This is a genomic window from Acinetobacter psychrotolerans, assembly GCF_048552595.1.
GTDB lineage: Bacteria > Pseudomonadota > Gammaproteobacteria > Pseudomonadales > Moraxellaceae > Acinetobacter.
The window spans coordinates 151817-170513 of record NZ_JBIMDK010000007.1; the positions used below are offsets into that span (position 1 = coordinate 151817).

Consider the following 18697-nt stretch of genomic DNA (forward strand, 5'->3'; position numbering starts at 1 on the left):
ATCATGATTGAGAATCCTATCAAACGCCGCCCAACGCGAAAAATTCGAGTGGGTTCTGTGTATGTGGGTGGCGATGCACCAATTAGCATCCAAAGTATGACCAATACTGAAACCTGCGATGTCGATGCAACAGTTGCACAGATTCAACGTTGTGCAGATATTGGTGCAGATATCATGCGTGTTTCTGTGCCGTCTATAGAAGCAGCTGAAGCCTTTGGTGAAATTCGTAAACGTGTCACAGTTCCTTTGGTCGCAGACATTCATTTCGATTATAAAATCGCATTGAAAGTAGCGGATATGGGTGCGGATTGTCTACGAATTAATCCTGGTAATATCGGTTCTGAAGCAAAAATTCGTGAAGTGGTTGCAGCAGCGCGTCATCATGATATTTCTATGCGTATTGGTGTGAATGCAGGTTCTTTAGAGAAAGACATTCAAAAGAAATATGGTGAACCTACAGGTCAAGCTTTGCTTGAATCTGCGATGCGTCATATCGATATACTTGATCGTTTAAATTTTCATGAATTTAAAATTTCGGTTAAAGCATCGAATGTATTTTTAACCATGGATGCTTATCGTTTATTATCACAACAGGTTGATAATCCATTGCATTTAGGTGTAACTGAAGCCGGCATATATCGTACTGGTTCAGTTAAATCTGCAATTGCTTTGGGTGGCTTATTAATGGAAGGCATTGGTGACACCATGCGTATTTCATTGGCAGCTGATCCTGAAGAAGAAGTGAAGATTGGGTTTGATATTCTCAAATCGCTGAGTCTTCGTTCAAACGGAATTAATTTTATTGCTTGCCCAAGCTGTTCACGTCAAGAGTTTAACGTGATTAAAGTGATGCAAGCTTTAGAAGAGCGTTTAGAAGATATTCGTACACCAATGGATGTATCTGTCATTGGTTGTAAAGTAAATGGGCCAGGTGAAGCCAAAGAAGCCGATATTGGTGTGGTGGGTGCGAGTCCTCGTTCACTGGTGTATCGTAATGGTGAAAAAAGCCATTTAATAGATACTGATCAGTTGGTTGATGAAATCGAAACGATGGTTCGTCAACGAGTTATAGAGCTTGAAAAAGCTAAATCTAAAGAGATTATTCGCACAAGTTTTTCTGAGTAGATCATGAGTTCAATTGTCGCAATTAAAGGTTTTAATGACGTTCTTCCTACGCAAACAGCTGCTTGGAGACGTCTTGAGCAACATTTAGCATCACTTATGGATGCTTATGGTTATCAGCAAATTCGTCTACCGATTGTTGAGCAAACCCATTTGTTCAAGCGTTCGATTGGTGATGCAACGGATATTGTCGAAAAAGAAATGTATACCTTTTTTGATAAAGGTAATCCACCTGAGTCTTTGACTTTACGTCCGGAAGGTACGGCAGGTTGTGTGCGTGCAATGTTGGAACATAACTTACTCCGTGGTGCAAACCCGCGTGTTTGGTATGTAGGACCAATGTTCCGCTATGAAAAACCGCAAAAAGGGCGTTATCGTCAATTTCACCAATTTGGTGTGGAAACTTTTGGGGTCGCAACGCCTGATCAAGATGCGGAAGTGATTTTATTGACAGCGCGTCTGTGGAAACGCATGGGTGTGTCTGATAAAGTTCAGCTTGAGTTGAATACGTTGGGTGAGTTGGATGAGCGAGCAGAATATCGTGCAGCTTTGGTTGAATTTTTAAATGCGCATAAAGCTGATTTGGATGAAGATTCGCAACGTCGTTTGACGACTAATCCATTACGTATTCTAGATTCAAAAGATGCAAAAACTCAGCAAATTCTTGAAAATGCGCCGAAATTGCATGATTTCTTGAAAGAAGATAGCATGAATCACTTTGCGCAATTGCAGCAGTATTTAACAGATGCTGGAATTCCGTTTGTGATTAATCAAAAACTGGTTCGTGGTTTAGATTATTACAACAAAACTGTTTTTGAATGGACAACTACGCATCTAGGTTCACAAGGAACTGTATGTGCAGGTGGTCGTTATGACGGTTTAGTTGGACAATTGAAAGGCAAGCCTGATCAATCTGTTCCTGCTGTTGGTTTTGCGATGGGTATGGAGCGTTTACTGCTTCTTCTGGAACAGCTTGAAGACAATACACCTATTCGTGAGTGTGAATTGTTCTTGCTTTCAGATCCTGTAACACAAGGCAAAGCTTTGGTTTTAGCAGAACAGATTCGTGATCAGCTTGAAGCAACGAATAGCACAATACGTTTAAAAACGGGCTCACAAGGTTCAATGAAGAGCCAAATGAAAAAGGCAGACCAATCTGGTGCTGTATATGCCTTGATCTTTGGTGAGCGTGAAGCGGGGGCCCAGCAAGTTTTAATTAAAGAGCTTGCAACAGCAGAACAATATGAAATTGTGGTATCTGAAATTGTACCGTTTTTCATTGAAAAATTTTCATCAAAATAAGCTGATAATCATAAGGATAAGGGGAGTCAAATGAGCGCAATGACTGACGAAGAACAACTTGATGGTTTAAAGTCATTTTTTAAGAAATATGGCTCGGCTATGTTCAGTGGCGTGTTAATTGCGTTGATTGCCTTTTTCGGTTGGGAATATTGGCAAAAGAAAACTTTGGCTGAAAATCAGATCGCGACAGCCAAAGTTCAACAATTGATGGACGATGCCAAAGCAGCAAAAGGTGATGCTAAAGCATTTGCCATGTTAGCTGCTTCTGCAGATAAAATTGTAAAAGATAATCCAGATTCCGTTCAAGCTGTTCAAGCACAGATGGTCATGGCGCGACTTGCCTATGATAAAAATGATTATGCAACGGCTGAACGTGAGCTGAAAAAAGTTGAAAATTCTAAGCTAAAAGATGCTGGTCTGTTACAAATTGTAAAAATCAAACTTGCAGACTCGCAATTGGCGCAAAAGAAATTTGATGAAGCATTGAAAACCTTGTCAGCTGTGACGGATCCTGCTTTTAAAGCAAGCGCGGAAGAGCTAAAAGGTGATATTTACTTTGCAAAAAGTGACATTGAAAATGCAAAAAAATCGTATCAAGCAGCATGGAATGCGGTTCTTGAGCGTAAACAGGAACGTCAAATTTTACAAATTAAACTCGAAAGTGTTGGTGTATTAGTAGATGATCCTGAACTTGAACGCCCAGTTTTAGAAACGCAAGTGGATGGTTCTGGTGCTGAGCAGCCTGCAATGGAAACACGAGTGGATAAGTCTTAATGGATAAAAAATTTAAAATACCGTTTGCTTTAGCAATCTTATCGATAGCTTTAATTGGCTGTTCGAGTAATAAAGTCAAAGAAGTTAAAGTTAAGCCGAATCCTCTGCCGAAAGTTGCTCAAGCTTCTAGTTTAGTTCAAGTATTTGCAACGAATGTTTCTGCTACAAGCAAAGAAGATGCTTTGCGTCTTCGTTTAGATTCAGACAACGGTGTTGTTTTTGTATTAGATCCAAAAGGTGAAGTCTCTGCTTATAAAGGCAAGCAGCGTCTTTGGGAAAGCAAAGTCACTAAACAAGGCTTAAGTTCTGGTGTAGAAGCTGCCGATGGCTTAGTGGTTGTTGGTAACCAAAAAGGGCAAGTATTTGCATTAGACCAAACGACAGGTGCTCAAAAGTGGTCTGCACAGTTGTCTGGCGCAGTTATTAGCTCAGCACTGATTCAGTCAGGTCGTGTGATTGTTGTGACCAATGATGCAACTGTTTATGCACTTGATGAAGAAACAGGTCAGCAAACTTGGACGTACAAGTTACCAAATGCTTCTTTCAGCTTACGTGGTCAAGCAGCACCAGTTAGCCTAGACCCACGAACTATTCTTGTTGCAACATCAACAGGTTATATTTACGCGATTGACAGCTTGTCTGGTATACCTCGTTTACAGCGCCGTGTAGCTGTTTCAGAAGGTCGTTCAGATATCCAACGTCTAATCGATGTAGATGCAGAGCCTGTTGTTGCTGGACAATATGTTGTAACGACAAGCTTTCAAGGTCAAGTTACTGTTTTAGATTTAGCTTCACAGCGTGTATTGTGGAGTGAAAACTCAAGCAGTATTAACCGTCCAGAAGTGACCGATGGCAAAGTCATCGTATCGCAAACAGATGGTCAAGTGATTGCTCGTGATTTGATCACTGGACAAGAAATTTGGAAAAATGAACAACTTTTAAATCGTAATCTAAGTAATGCTGTTCTGTTAGGGCAAAACTTAGTAATTGGTGATTTGGATGGTTATTTACACCAAATTGATCCAAATACAGGAACAACTTTAGGTCGTGTTAAGACCAGTGGTGAAGTCCGTACTTTACGCGTTATTGATAATCAACTTTATGTTTCTACACGTAAAGGCGCTTTAAGTATTTGGCAAAATCGTTAAGGTTCTATTCACGGACACTATTAGGATTCTCTATTTTTTTAGTCTTATGCTAAAATAGGGCAATCTCTATGAATTTCATGCACGGGGTGATTGCAAAATCAATACCCCGTGTTTTTATTTTAGGTTTTTCCTATTCATCCCTCCTATACGTTTCTGATGTTCAGACCAGTCATACTGGCTGATCTTGAATAAAGGTTATTTTATGAAACCCGTAATTGCGCTCATTGGTCGTCCGAACGTCGGCAAATCAACGTTATTCAACCAGATTACCAAGAGCCGTGATGCACTTGTTGCCGATTTTGCAGGTCTAACTCGTGACCGTAAATATGGCGATGCTGTATATGAAAATAAATCCTTTATTGTTGTTGATACTGGTGGTATTGGCGAAAATGAAGGTGGTATCGATACATACATGGCGGAACAGTCAAAAACTGCCATCAATGAAGCAGATATTATCGTTTTTGTTGTTGATGCTCGTGCAGGGCTATTGGCTTCAGATGAACAAATTGCACGTGAATTGCGTACTTTAGGTAAGAAAATTTACCTTGTTGCCAATAAAGTTGATGGTGTTCATGCAGAAGCAGCTTTAGTTGAGTTCTATAAACTTGGTATGGGTGAGCCTTTACAAGTTGCAGCTAGTCATGGTCGTGGTGTACAGCAAATGCTTGAAGATGTTCTTCAAGACATCCCAGAAGATGAAAGTGACGAAGAGCACGACAAGGCAACAGGTTTACGCTTAGCGATTATTGGTCGTCCAAACGTAGGTAAATCAACACTGGTTAACCGCTTATTGGGCGAAGAACGTGTTGTTGCATTTGATGAACCAGGTACAACACGCGATTCTATTTACATTCCTTTTGAACGTGATGGTCGTCAATACACATTAATTGATACTGCTGGTGTACGTCGTAAAGGTCGTGTGGATGAAATGATTGAGAAATTCTCAATCGTAAAAACTTTACAAGCGATTAAAGATGCACATGTCATTGTTGTCGTCTTAGATGCACGTGAAGGTGTGGTAGAACAAGATTTACATTTAATTGGTTATGCGCTTGAAGCTGGGCGTGCCATGGTGATCGCCATTAACAAATGGGACAACATGACTGAATATGACCGTAAACAATGTAAATTAGATGTAGATCGTCGTTTTGACTTTATCCCTTGGGCGAAAGTGCATTTGATTTCTGCATTGCATGGGACGGGTGTTGGGGAAATGTACCCATCGATCCATCGTGCTTTTGATTCATCACATTTGAAAGTATCACCTGCAAAATTAACTCAAATTTTGAGTGATGCGACTGATGCACATCAACCACCAATGATTGCTGGTAAGCGTATTAAAATGCGTTATGCACATATGGGCGGACAAAACCCACCAACGATTATTATTCATGGTAATAAAGTTGATAAAACGCCTGCGGACTACCGTCGTTATTTAGAAAATGTGTTCCGTAAAGTTTATAATCTTGAAGGTACGCCTGTACGTGTTGATTTTAAAACCTCTGAAAATCCATTTGAAGGTCGTAAATCGATGATGAATGAGCGTGTAGCTGCGCGTAAACGTCGCTATGTTCAGAAGTTTAAGAAAGCTGAAAAGAAATATAAAAATTAATTTTATATTCTTGTGATATCAAAACCCAAAGTGATCTTTGGGTTTTTTTATTTTAAGATATGACAATATTCAAAATAGTTGGGTGTTTTAGTGAATCGTATAATACAAGTAGACCTGAATGCGATTCAAAATATTATTCCGTGTTTTCAAGCAGCGGATCGAAGCAGTCAAATTCAAGAACTTAAATATGCGATTTATCAATATCGTAATCAAGTTTTATCTTGTTTGATTTCTACAGAAATCACCCGTCAAGACTGTATTCATCAAGACTCGACCAATCAAGAAAATCCTAAACTTGTGATTACGAATGATGACATGACTAAAACTGAATATGGTAAACCTTATTTACGTGATTATTCTCAACTTGCATTTAATCATTCCCATAGTCAAAAAAATTATGCTTTAGTCAGTAGTTTGAAAATAGCTGATCTAGGCGTGGATGTTGAAGATCTAGATCGTACAGTTCGTTTTGATGCATTGGCAAAGCATGCTTTTCATCCAGAAGAATATCAAATGTGGCAAGATTTAGATTGTGATCCTACATTTTGGTTTAAGGTTTGGACGACGAAAGAGGCAATTTTAAAAGCTTCAGGTTTTGGAATTCGTCTGAGTCTAAATCAGCTAAACACTGGCATTCATCCAATTAACGATGGGGGAGTGTGTACGCACATACAGTTGGGTAGTTTTGCTTATCAGAATTTTAATTTAGGTCATGTCATGCTCACAGTTGCATGGCGTTCAGCATTGTCGTGTGAAGGTTTTGTATTTCCGAAAATTCAAATTATTCAGCATTGATGATTTATAAGTGAAGTTGAAATCATCGTATTTACACTTTATAGCCACAAAAAAGCCCATCCAAAGATGAGCTATTTTTGATATTAAAACTAAAAATTATTGAGGAATATGTTCTTCATCTTCAAATTCAGGTTTAACTTGTACAATAAAGTCTTGACGGTTTAGACCACGCCATAGCGCAAATGCAGTGCCGATATAGATCGAAGAGTAAGTACCTACAAATACACCAACAAACATTGCAACAGAGAACCAGTGTAAGCCATCGCCGCCTAAGATCATCATTGCCAGTACAACCAGTAATAATGTCATAGAAGTGTGAATGGTACGTTTTAAGGTTTCAGTCAATGCAATATTGACGATTTCTAAAGGTGTTGCACCACGAATCTTACGGAAGTTTTCACGAATACGGTCTGATACAACGATGTTATCGTTGAGTGAGAAGCCGATAAGTGCCAATACCGCTGCAAGTACCGTTAAGTCAAACGGCCATTGCATCATCGCAAAAATACCCAGTGTGACAATAACGTCATGTAGCAATGAAAGCACTGCACCCACTGCAAGTTTAAACTCGAAGCGAATAGTGACGTAGATCAACATGAGTAGCATTGCAAGCGCTACAGCACCCGCAGAGCGTAAATACAGCTCATTACCAACTTGACCACCTACAGAATCGACCTTATGTACGACAGCAGGGTTATTTGGCAATTGAACTGCTTTAGTCAAAGCATTGCTTAAATCTTCAACGGCAACATCTTGTGCAGGCATACGAACAATAAGATCTTTATTACTTCCTAAAGTTTGTACAACAGCATCTTTAAAGCCCGCTTTGTCTAGATTTTCAATAATTTCAGTCGGTTTCGCTGCCTGTTGATAATTCAACTCCGCAGAAACACCACCTGTAAAATCTAAACCAAGATTTAGACCTTTCGTTGCAATGAAGAAAATACTTGCGATGGTTAATAAGATCGAGAAGATCGCCGCTGGTTTGGCAATCTTCATGAAATTAATTACACGTTCATCATCTGGGCGTCCGTATTTCTTTGTCGGTTGAGTCACATCAGTCATCATAGATCTCCTTATATGCTCAACTTATTCAAGTTACGTTTTCTGCCATAGATCAATTGGATAATGGCACGTGTTACGGTAATTGCCGTAAACATCGAACACACGATACCAATCATCAGTGTCACGGCAAAGCCTTTGATCGGGCCTGTACCAATGGCAAACAAGATAAATGCAACCAAGAATGTAGTTAAGTTTGAGTCGAGAATGGTGTTATATGCTCGATCATAACCTGCAATAATGGCTTGTTTGGGCGAAGCGCCCCAACGCATTTCCTCTCGTATTCGCTCACAGATTAGTACGTTGGCATCGACTGCCATACCAATCGTGATGACGATACCTGCAATCCCTGGAAGGGTTAAAGAAGCCCCGATCCATGACATGACAGTCAATAACATGGCTAAGTTTACAACCAGTGCAAAGTCAGCAATTAAGCCGAATAGACGGAAGAAAACAACCATCCAAATTGCAACAAGTAAAAAACCGACAACTGTAGAGGTGACACCTTTATCAATATTTTCTTGACCAAGACTTGGACCAACTACACGCTCTTCTACAAAGTACATTGGTGCAGCTAAAGCACCTGCACGTAACATCAGTGCAAGTTCGGCAGACTCTTGTGGAGAATCTAGACCTGTAATACGGAATGAAGAGCCTAATACTGCTTGAATCGTTGCAGCATTAATAACAACAGATTCTGTATAAGGTGTACGGACTTCAGTCATCGTACCTGTTACAGGGTCGACAACAGAGGTGATTTTTTGTTTATTTTCAATAAACAATACTGCCATACGTTTGCCAACAGCATTACGTGTAGCATCGGATAACAGCTTACCACCCGCAGTATCTAGAGTAATATTGACTTCAGAACCACCAGTATCTTGGCTAAAACCACTCGAAGCATTTTGAACACGTTCACCTGTTAAAATACGGTTACGGTTTAATAAAAGCTCACGACCACTGTCTAAAGATTCAAAAGCGAATACTTCAGTACCTGGAGGTAAAGGCTGACCATTATATTTACCCGTTGCACGGTCAATATATTGATCATTTAAATCAGACACTAAGCGAAACTCTAAGTTCGCAGTACGACCTAAAACACGTTTAGCTTCAGCAGTGTCTTGTACGCCTGGAAGTTCCACGACAATACGGTTACTACCTTGAGTTTGAACTAATGCTTCTGCAACACCTAACTCGTTAATACGGTTACGTAAAGTAGTTAAGTTTTGATTCAATGCATAAGATTGAATTTCTTGTTGTGTTGCTTCGTTATACGTCAGTTTAAGCGTTGAACCTGTAGAGGTTGCAAGCGCTTGTTGCGTATATTTGTTGCCATCACGACGTAAAAAATCCATTGCAGCAGCACGGTCATCATTATTAGCAAACTGAATCGTAATTGCATTGTTATTCAATGAAAGGCTATTAAAATTAATTTTATTTTCACGGAATGCACGACGTAAATCAGTTGCAGATGTTTCCATACGTTGTTCAATGGCTTTATTCATATCTACTTCTAGTAGGAAATGAACACCACCACGTAAGTCCAAACCAAGCTTCATTGGCTTAGCACCAATTTTTTGCAACCACTCAGGTGTGGTTGGTGCAAGGTTTAATGCGACCGTATAATTATCACCTAAGCCTGTACTTAAAGCTTCTTTGGCTTTGAGCTGTGCTTCTGAGTTATCTAAACGTAGTAAGGCTGCATTATTGGTGAATGTATTGTCATGACTGGCAATATTATCGCTTTTTAAAATTTGCTCTGCTTTTTGTATCACTGATTGATCAATAATGGTACCAGCCTTGGCGCCAGAAATCTGAACAGCAGGTTCATCCGGATACAAACTAGGCAGTGCGTATAATGTACTGATCACAAGTACCACTAGGATCAGTATATATTTCCATGCTGGGTAACGCATTTGCTTTCTTCTTAAAATGAAAAAGTCGTGCTCATGCACGACTTGTCTTATGATTAAAGGTTATTTAATGTGCCTTCAGGCAGTACTGAAATGACACTTGCACGTTGAACTTTTACATCATTTCCTTTGCTTAATTCAACAACTGCAAAGTCACCATCAATTTTAGTGATGCGACCCATTAAGCCACCTGCAAATACAACTTCACTACCGACACCTAAGCTTTCGATTAAAGTACGGTGTTCTTTTGCACGTTTTGCTTGAGGGCGCCAGATAAGGAAATAGAAGATTGCAACAAATACTGCAATCATCAATATGTTTGCCATCATGCCTGGGCCTTGAGCGGGTGCTGCTGCAGCGTGAGCAGAAGAAATAAATAAGCTCATTTCAGATTCCTAAAGTAAAAAAATTTTGCCATTTTCATAGCTTTTAAATTGACTTGTTTTGCAATTTACCTTGTCTTGGGGTTCAGCGCAAATACTGTTGAATTAATCTTCAATTCAGTTTTATATTGGGGCATTAATCTTCAGGACAAGGAGGAACTTCTAAACCACGACGCTGATAGAAATCTGCAACGTATTCATCAAAAGTACCATTATCAAGTGCATCACGAATATCTTGGGTAAAGCGTTGGTAATAACGTAAATTATGGATCGTACCGAGCATTGAACCGAGCATTTCTCCACATTTTTCTAAATGGAATAAATAAGCACGGGTGAAATTACTACAGGTATAGCAGTCGCAATGTGAGTCAAGCGGGTTTTGGTCATGGCGATATTGACTATTACGAATACGTACCAAACCATCCGTTACAAAGTAATGACCATTACGTGCATTACGCGTAGGCATTACACAGTCAAACATATCGACACCACGACGAATGGCTTCAACGATGTCTTCTGGTTTGCCCACACCCATTAAATAGCGCGGTTTATCTGCTGGCATCATTGCAGGAAGATAATCTAACACTTTGATCATTTCGTCTTTTGGCTCGCCTACAGACAAACCACCAATTGCGAAACCATCAAAATCAATTTCTTTCAGACCTTTTAAAGATTCTTCACGCAAATCTTCATACATGCCACCTTGGATGATTCCAAATAAGGCATTTCGATTTTTTAGAACATCATGATGCTGAGTCTTACAACGTTTTGCCCAACGCAAAGAAAGTTGTAAAGATTTCTGTGCTTCTTCATGTGTTGCAGGATATGGGGTGCATTCGTCAAAAATCATCACGATATCTGAATTCAAGGTATGTTGAATATCCATTGAAATTTCAGGTGATAAGAAAACTTTTGAACCATCGATAGGAGAGCGAAACGTCACACCTTCTTCTTTGATTTTACGCATTGCGCCTAAGCTAAAAACTTGGAAGCCGCCCGAATCTGTTAAAATAGGTTTACCCCATTTCATAAACTCATGTAAGCCGCCATGTTCACGAATGACGTCTAAACCTGGACGTAAATAAAGATGGAAGGTATTACCTAAAATAATTTGTGCTTTGATATCTTCAATATCACGTGGCAGCATGCCTTTAACTGTACCGTAAGTACCTACTGGCATGAACACAGGTGTTTCAATGACACCGTGTTCTAATGTTAAACGACCACGACGGGCACGACCCGACTGGCCTAATTTTTCAAACTTCATAAATAACCTAAATCTGGCGAAAAGACAGTTCGCTGATTGAAAATTGCAAAAGGGGACTATTTTCTCCGATTTTGTGGTCGAATACCAGTCATGTTACTTTTCATTATGTTTAAATTTAAAAAAATACAAGCAATCAATATGATAAAAATTGATTAATTATTTGATTTTACCTAAGTTACTCATGTATTTACTTATGCATAAACTGATTTTTTCACTTCAATTATTTATAATCGAAACGTAAAAAAGCGAACAATTGTTCGCTTTTTTTAATATGTATTCATTGTCGTATCATGAAAGTGTATCGAGTCATGACAATGAATCTAAAAAATTAGTTTTCATTTTTAGACATGCGACCAATTGCAAAGAAGCCAACGATCAACAGTACAATAATGAATATGCCGTAATGATTCCAAAAATTACGTTGCATTTTATTTTCTTGATATTCTGGATTTTTACTTAAAGTTGCCACCACGTCAGTCGGTAACTCATAAAAAGTATCGGGTTCAGCTGAGGTCATTCCGACCATAGTGCAGTCCCAAGTTTTTACATCCGCCCATAAAATACCGAAGTGACTACATTTGTATCCAACATTTAAATTTGTAAGTTCTTCGTATTGGCTTAATACTTCTTTTGGAAAAGCACCGACTTGGAACATTTCGTCGCCAGTATTAAATACCAATAAGCCTTTAGCTTGCGCAGGAGCATGCCATAAAAAGCATAGGCATAACATCATGAATAGTTTTTTTAACATTTAGTTCTCTCCAATCTTTAGATTGTTTTGTTTTAAAAAAGTTGTTTTTTTAGTCAGCGAAAAATATCAGAAAATAATCAAAATGTCATTTTTTATATTAAAAAGATGACGAAAATAGGATATATCTCATCAATATTTGCAAATGGTGATTAGTCGTGAGTGATTGAATGCAAATATAGGTTTCTGGGTTAAAGTGAATTAACTAAGTCATTTAAAATTTATTCAATCAATTGCTAGGCTTCAGCATATTTACTCTATTTTATTCATGTGTTGTTAAGTGCTTATTTAGACTTGATAAAACTGATTTATTAGATTTAAAACTTCGTCTTTATCTAAAGAAAAATCTTGTCCATCTGTGGCTGAAATATTTTTAATTAAGTTTTGTATGTGCAGATTCACTTCGGAAAACTCAGCATCTAAAGTCAGTAGATAAGCGTGATGAGCAATGAAAAGTGGATCGTAAGGCTCTGTAATATTTACAATTTGTGCAAGGTCAATGAGTATATCTTTATCTGCTTGAGATAATTTAAACATTTGAGATTGCTGGTTTTTTGCATCTATTTTCGAATCTGCAATGAACTCAAATAATAACGAACTTGGTGGGTTGAGTTCATTCGCCTGATTGATTGCTAAGGTTGGATCTTCACTCGAATGAATGAGAAATAAAATACGATCTGTATTTAAGTGATAAATTTTAGTTATATACTGAATAGCTTGCTGATACTGCTCAATCAGTAGTGCATATTTTTCATCAACATTATGGTTGGGTAGAATATTTTCAAACATTTGTAGAATGGATGTATCAGAGCCATTACTTAATTTATTTTGTTGGATACTTTGTTTATATTCTTCAGTATCTTTTTGCTTGATGCGCCATTTGGTCATGTTCCATTTGTCTTTTTCTAAGAGATATTGTTGTTTATGTTCAGTTTCACCAAAAATTGAAGATTCTGTTGAGATGGTAAAGTATTGAATATCAAATAATTCATCTACTTCTAAAACAAAAGCATAGATATTATCTTTTTTATAACGATAAAAAAAATCCTGAAAAACATCAGTGATAAGCGTTTTAAGCAAAGTTTCTTGCCCTGTTATGGGGTTATACATTTTTATCTCTATCATTTTTTAATTTATTGGCATTATGAGTGAAAATACACATGACTTTTATTTTATAAATAAGTCAAAAGTATTCGTTATTTTTTAATCTTCTATTTATTTTAACTTCAAAATATAAAAACGAAAACTCTATATTTATAATTCATTGAGTAATTGACCTCAAACCTAGATTTAAGGTCGTTAATTATCAATATTTACAGACGTTTTAAAAGCTAATTTAAAATTGTAACAGTTTGGGCTACTACTAAAAATTAGGTTTGTAATCGAAGTTTTGCGTGACGACAGCATCGGAAAAAGGACGAATCGATTTTTTAGCTAAAGTAATAGTGTTAATCATGTTGTTTGGAAAAACTTCAATCGTGTTGTTAAATTCTTCAACATTACGGTTAAAAATAGTGATTGCTGCACCAACATTTTCATTTTGTTCCTGAATATCATCCATCATTTTTGCATACAGTGTATTGGCTTTGAGTTCAGGATAATTCTCTACCACCACATTTAAACTTTTCATTAAATCTTGATTGAGTTTTTCAATATGTTGAAGCTGAGAAACATCCGTATTATTTAAATTTAAGTTTAAAATTTGTTGGCGTAATTCTGTGACTTTTTCCAATGTCGATTTTTCAAACTGGGTATATTGTTCCAAAGTTTGTTCTAAGCTTTCCAATGTTTTAACTTTCTGACGTTCGAAATTTGCCACTTCAGACCAAGCACGTTTGGTTGCATTGAAATAACGTACAATATTATTTCTAACCATAATGCCCCAAATGAGGAGAATGACAAAAATTCCAATAAATATGATCAGCCCCATGTGAATCGTTCCTTATGAATTATGAGATAAAATCTAACATGCACTGTTTGAATTTTTCATATTCAGGCATTGTCAGTTTTCTTAAGTGTCCTCTAAGTAGAGAAATATCGGTAATATTTTGTTTCTTGCGTGATGTGCGAAATAGGTCTTGATCCCCCAAATAACACATCATATTTTCTTCAAAATGATATACCACATCACCTGAATAATGTTGAAAAAAATCACTTATTTTTAATGTGATACGTGGGCTAATGATACGTGCTAGTTGGTGTTGGTCGTAGCCAAAAATATGTATTTTTTGATTGACTAAAATATCACTGGTTTTCCATGTTTGTGTATAAGGGGCAATAAATTCATCATGTTTATTACTTGCTGCAAAGCCAAGTGCAGGCATTTGGAAAACAAAAGCACCCCATTGGTTCTTATGGATTTCTCTAAATTTTTTCTGATCGCCATTGCTATTTGGCAATGAAAATTCATCGACATAATGGTACTGGAAGAGCATGACTTGATGTTGTTGCTTACCGTCAAACCATGTCGTTGAACAAAACTGTTCGATTTCGTTGGACACGTTACCTTTTGAAAATAAAGGAAAGCTTTGCTTGAGTTTGCTCAAGACCAATATTGTATTTGCTGCGGCTGAAATATGGTTGGGGGTTTTATTGAAATGTAAATCATATCTTAGCAGCATAATGCGTTGTTCTAAGAAGTAAATCACTTCATCAATCGGATCGCTTTGTTCGTAAATTAAATATGCAGTAAAGCAACACAATGCACCTGTTAGAAGACTAAGCGGATATGGAATAAAGGAATGAAGAAATGTGCCGAAAATAACAATTAAAATGCCTAAAATAAACAATAATCTTGGAATAATATTGTGGAAAAAAAGATCTTTACATTCACCCCAAGGGTGTAAGCCATCTAAGATTTCTTGAGCAGATTGCGCTTGCTGACCAATTTCCCACAGACGAGCAATGTTATGCATCACGTGCTGATTTTTCTTGGTACGAATATGTAGAAGTCGTTCAACAGTTTCTAGAGGCATATCACAATCTTTTAAATATAATGATGTTGTCGAAGTATAAATTTTAGATATTTCAGTCACCCTTACTGCGATATCAAAATTTCTAAAGTTATTTTAGTTTAATGATTATGCAGTAATTAAATACATAGAAAAAGTGATTTATGAGTGAAAGCTTGATTGTAAGTCGGTTATCAGTTTTTAAATTTTGCATACGAAGCATCTCAATTTGAATTTTATGGAATAGATTATTGTCTATCATTTTTATTTTAAGTAGTTATATGAGACTTATTGTTAAAGAGACTTTTAAGTTTATAGATTGATCAGCATTTATTGTTGAAGAGGTGAATATGGAGCTAACTAAATTAACTCCACATAAACTTATTTTGTGGAATAATTAATTCGCATTTTCAACCAACATTGCATCACCATAGCTAAAGAAACGATATTTTTCATCCACAGCATGTTGGTAGGCATTGAGAATATTGTCACGATTAGACAACGCAGAAACCAACATGAGTAATGTCGATTCTGGTAAATGGAAATTGGTAATCAGACGATCTACAACACAGAATTTATATCCTGGATAGATAAAAATTTGCGTATCACCCATCCATGCACCAATTTGACCACTACATGCTTGCGCCGCACTTTCTAAGGCACGTGTTGCTGTTGTGCCGACAGCAATAACTTTATTACCTCGTGCTTTGGTTTCTTGAATTAATTTTACAGTTTCTTGTGGAACATCACACCATTCGCTGTGCATGATGTGATTTTCAATATCGGTAGTACGCACAGGTAAGAATGTGCCTGCACCAACATGTAAGGTCACAAAAGCTTTTTTTATGCCTTTCTGTTCCAGTTTGGAAAGTAAAGCCTCATCGAAATGTAAACTTGCAGTAGGTGCTGCAACACTTGCCAATTTGGTTGGATCATTGAAAACCGTTTGATAACGTTCTGTATCAACTGCTTCTGCTTCACGGTTGAAGTAGGGCGGAATAGGTAACTGACCGTGCACATCTAAAACATTTAAAATTGGTTGAGAAAATTCAACTATATATAAGTTTTCATGACGACCTGTAACTGTCACTTTTATTTGATCGTCACCAATAAACAGTTCTGCGCCTGCTTTCGGCGAGTTGCTGGCTTTGATATGACAATGTGCAGTGGTTTGATTGAAAATACGTTCAACCAATATCTCTACTGCACCTCCTGTTGCTCGTTTGCCTTTTAAGCGAGCTTTCATGACTTTGGTGTCATTCAGTACCATTAAATCACCGTCTTCGAATAAATCGTGAATGTCGGTAAAATGAAGGTCTTGATATGAGCCATCATTATTTAAATGCAAAAGGCGTGAAGCACTACGAGTTTCGAGTGGATAACGTGCGATAAGTTCATCGGGGAGGTCAAAATTAAAATCAGAGAGTTGCATCATGAGAGGAAGTATTTGGCATTTGAAATTTAAAAACTTTAGCTAGTATAGTCTTTTTTAAATTTAAAGGCTGAAATTGATGCTTTATAATCCAAAAAAATCAAATCTGATTTAATTTTAAACAAATGAAAGAACTTGTCGTTGACAAGAAAATGAAACACGTTATTATACGCACACAACCTTTCCCGAGGTGGTGAAATTGGTAGACGCGGTGGACTCAAAATCCACTGTCAGCGATGACGTGTCGGTTCGAGTCCGACCCTCGGGACCATATATTTTCTCAAATATATGTTTTTAAATATAAATAACTTTAAATAAAAATTCTAGGTACTCATATAGGTACTTATTTTAGACTGCACCTCTTTAATTTAAATTCTCTACATCGCTCTGATTAGCCCTATTATTTACTATATTTTTAATCTTATGTCTTAAGCTACGCCCCTCTAAATGGAATTTTTGTTTGAATGTATAGCCCGTTGTGAAAAGGGGTAAACAGAAAAATATTGCTCACTTACTTAAAAATCGGGTAGACATCAGCGAGACGGTTTCTCTTATAGTTCAAATCGGCTTTGTTGCACAAACCTATCATTAAATGCTTCTCCAGCAATATAATTATCAAATGAAGAAACCTGCGCAATCTATTGCACAACAAATTGGCCCTCTTATATGAGCAGTATACTGCGCAAGATTAATAAATAGAGGAAACATCTCCATTTGGTTTGATCCAAAGACTGAGCGGTATGCACAATCACTAGGCAAGCAAGGTCGAAATCAGACCTACTCCGATACAGCTATTCAAAATGCTGCTTAATGATCTAATCTCTCTTTCGACTCTCTCTACGCATGGTTACAGGTTTTGTTCAAAGTCTGATTAAACTTTGCGGATTAGATTGGATAGCTCCGGATTATTCTACCCTCTGTAGAAGACAAAAGCATATTGATATTGCGATTAGCGACCAAAAAAGTAGCGATGGGCTACATCTACTCGTGGATTCCACTGGTTTGAAGTTTTTAGGTGAGGGTGAATGGAAACGTAAGAAACATCAGCCTGAATATCATCGTCAATGGCGTAAACTGCATATCGGTATAGATGCTAAAACCCTGCAAATAAGGGCTGTTCAGTTAACGACGAACAATGTCAGTGATTCGCCAGTACTAGGGGGTTTACTTGATCAAATTCCACCAGATGAGCGAATTGACTCTGTTTATACCGACGGAGCTTATGACACTAAATGCTGCCGACAAATCATTTTAGATCGAGATGCACATGCGGTCATTCTACCAAGAAAGAATGCAAAGCCATGGAAAGATCAGCAAGTGAGGTCTATAGAGCTGAATGAGTTATTGAAAACAGTCAAACGTCTGGGAAGATCCCTTTGGAAAAAGTGGTCTGGTTATCACCGTCGAAGTTTGGTGGAAACCAAGATGCATTGCATCAAATTATTAGGTGATAAATTAACATCAAGGAGTTTCCCTAGTCAGGTGAACGAGATTCATGTACGCGTAGCAGTCTTGAATAAATTCACAGAATTAGGTCGCCCTCATACCCAAGTTGCCACTTAAATTTGGCTCACTTAGGGTAGCTCTGCCTTTCAAGCCTTTGTGCAACAAAGCCCCTAGTAATTAGTTAAATTATTTATATGTATAAATTTTTGGCATAAAAAAGCCCAACATCCTGTCGGGCTTTTTTACGTATTTGATGCGTTGGTCTGACTCCTGTCGTACCTTTACATTCCTTGTATCTAATCTTGTTATTCTTATCTAGAGCATCCTGCTCTCTATATACTCATGATAGGAAATTTGCTTGAGATCGTATAGCCGCAAAAGGCTTGAATCCATGTGCGCCTAGGCGTACAAAATTGGCTGATTTTTATCCCAAGATTTATCCGCAGAAATTGGGGATAATTTAAGATCTGGATGGATTGATAACACAGACAAAAACTCAAAATTGATTAAATAGCGATCATTTTTATTGGCAAAAGATACCAGATCCGAATAAAAATAGCCGAGTTGTTTCCAAGACGGCTTTTTGGGACATTTTGAGATTATGTGGGATTATTAAGATATTGTTTTTAAATAATTTTTAAGGTTAGTGTTATTCACCAATTAAAATGTCTATGCGATAAACCATTTAAAATGTCCTGTTTTTAACCACAAGAGTCAAGCACAGGATTTAACTTTCTTTGTT

The 18697-nt window shown here is 37.4% G+C and carries 15 protein-coding genes, 1 tRNA gene and 1 pseudogene; 8 read left to right on the forward strand and 9 right to left on the reverse strand.

Going from position 1 to position 18697, the window contains the following annotated elements:
- The first annotated feature begins 3 nt into the window (after positions 1–3).
- The 6 genes from ispG to ACG94X_RS08850 all read left to right on the forward strand — a co-directional run bounded on the left by ispG (position 4) and on the right by ACG94X_RS08850 (position 6753).
- Positions 4–1125: a flavodoxin-dependent (E)-4-hydroxy-3-methylbut-2-enyl-diphosphate synthase gene (gene ispG, locus ACG94X_RS08825; protein ID WP_419383351.1), complete on the forward strand. Its 1122-nt coding sequence runs from the start codon at positions 4–6 to the stop codon at positions 1123–1125.
- Between the two features lie 3 nt (positions 1126–1128).
- Complete coding sequence (gene hisS / locus ACG94X_RS08830; RefSeq protein WP_419383352.1) at positions 1129–2424, forward strand: histidine--tRNA ligase; 1296 nt, start codon at positions 1129–1131, stop codon at positions 2422–2424.
- Positions 2425–2454: 30 nt separating this feature from the next.
- Positions 2455–3198 carry a YfgM family protein gene (locus tag ACG94X_RS08835; RefSeq protein ID WP_419383353.1) on the forward strand — a complete coding sequence of 248 codons (744 nt, stop codon included), beginning with the start codon at positions 2455–2457 and terminating at the stop codon, positions 3196–3198.
- Positions 3198–4346, forward strand: a complete 1149-nt coding sequence (bamB, locus tag ACG94X_RS08840; RefSeq protein WP_419383354.1) for an outer membrane protein assembly factor BamB — start codon at positions 3198–3200, stop codon at positions 4344–4346. Before ACG94X_RS08835 ends, bamB begins: the two co-directional genes overlap by 1 nt.
- A gap of 202 nt (positions 4347–4548) precedes the next feature.
- Positions 4549–5958: a ribosome biogenesis GTPase Der gene (gene der, locus ACG94X_RS08845; RefSeq protein WP_419383355.1), complete on the forward strand. Its 1410-nt coding sequence runs from the start codon at positions 4549–4551 to the stop codon at positions 5956–5958.
- A gap of 90 nt (positions 5959–6048) precedes the next feature.
- The gene (locus ACG94X_RS08850; protein ID WP_419383356.1) at positions 6049–6753 is read left to right on the forward strand and encodes a 4'-phosphopantetheinyl transferase family protein; all 705 of its coding nucleotides are present in this window, start codon (positions 6049–6051) and stop codon (positions 6751–6753) included.
- Between the two features lie 96 nt (positions 6754–6849).
- Here ACG94X_RS08850 and secF read toward each other — a convergent pair whose 3' ends face one another.
- The 9 genes from secF to queA form a co-directional block, all read right to left on the reverse strand.
- Positions 6850–7821, reverse strand: coding sequence for a protein translocase subunit SecF (gene secF, locus ACG94X_RS08855; RefSeq protein ID WP_419383357.1), 972 nt, complete (start codon positions 7819–7821; stop codon positions 6850–6852).
- Between the two features lie 8 nt (positions 7822–7829).
- The gene (gene secD, locus ACG94X_RS08860) at positions 7830–9731 is read right to left on the reverse strand and encodes a protein translocase subunit SecD (protein WP_419383358.1); all 1902 of its coding nucleotides are present in this window, start codon (positions 9729–9731) and stop codon (positions 7830–7832) included.
- Positions 9732–9784: 53 nt separating this feature from the next.
- Positions 9785–10114: a preprotein translocase subunit YajC gene (gene yajC, locus ACG94X_RS08865; protein WP_419383359.1), complete on the reverse strand. Its 330-nt coding sequence runs from the start codon at positions 10112–10114 to the stop codon at positions 9785–9787.
- Positions 10115–10247: 133 nt separating this feature from the next.
- On the reverse strand, positions 10248–11378 hold the full coding sequence (gene tgt / locus ACG94X_RS08870; protein WP_419383360.1) for a tRNA guanosine(34) transglycosylase Tgt: 1131 nt from the start codon (positions 11376–11378) through the stop codon (positions 10248–10250).
- Between the two features lie 328 nt (positions 11379–11706).
- Positions 11707–12129: a hypothetical protein gene (locus tag ACG94X_RS08875; protein WP_419383361.1), complete on the reverse strand. Its 423-nt coding sequence runs from the start codon at positions 12127–12129 to the stop codon at positions 11707–11709.
- Between the two features lie 285 nt (positions 12130–12414).
- On the reverse strand, positions 12415–13236 hold the full coding sequence (locus tag ACG94X_RS08880) for a hypothetical protein (RefSeq protein WP_419383362.1): 822 nt from the start codon (positions 13234–13236) through the stop codon (positions 12415–12417).
- 253 nt (positions 13237–13489) lie between these two features.
- Positions 13490–14056 (reverse strand): LemA family protein, encoded by a 567-nt coding sequence (locus tag ACG94X_RS08885; protein WP_419383363.1) that lies wholly within the window; start codon positions 14054–14056, stop codon positions 13490–13492.
- Between the two features lie 19 nt (positions 14057–14075).
- Positions 14076–15101, reverse strand: coding sequence for a hypothetical protein (locus tag ACG94X_RS08890; protein ID WP_419383364.1), 1026 nt, complete (start codon positions 15099–15101; stop codon positions 14076–14078).
- 373 nt (positions 15102–15474) lie between these two features.
- On the reverse strand, positions 15475–16509 hold the full coding sequence (gene queA / locus ACG94X_RS08895; RefSeq protein ID WP_419383370.1) for a tRNA preQ1(34) S-adenosylmethionine ribosyltransferase-isomerase QueA: 1035 nt from the start codon (positions 16507–16509) through the stop codon (positions 15475–15477).
- Between the two features lie 184 nt (positions 16510–16693).
- Between queA and ACG94X_RS08900 the strand changes: the two genes are divergently transcribed.
- Positions 16694–16780, forward strand: a tRNA-Leu gene (locus ACG94X_RS08900).
- A gap of 395 nt (positions 16781–17175) precedes the next feature.
- A pseudogene (locus tag ACG94X_RS08905) lies at positions 17176–18072 on the forward strand (IS5 family transposase).
- Positions 18073–18697 lie beyond the last annotated feature (625 nt).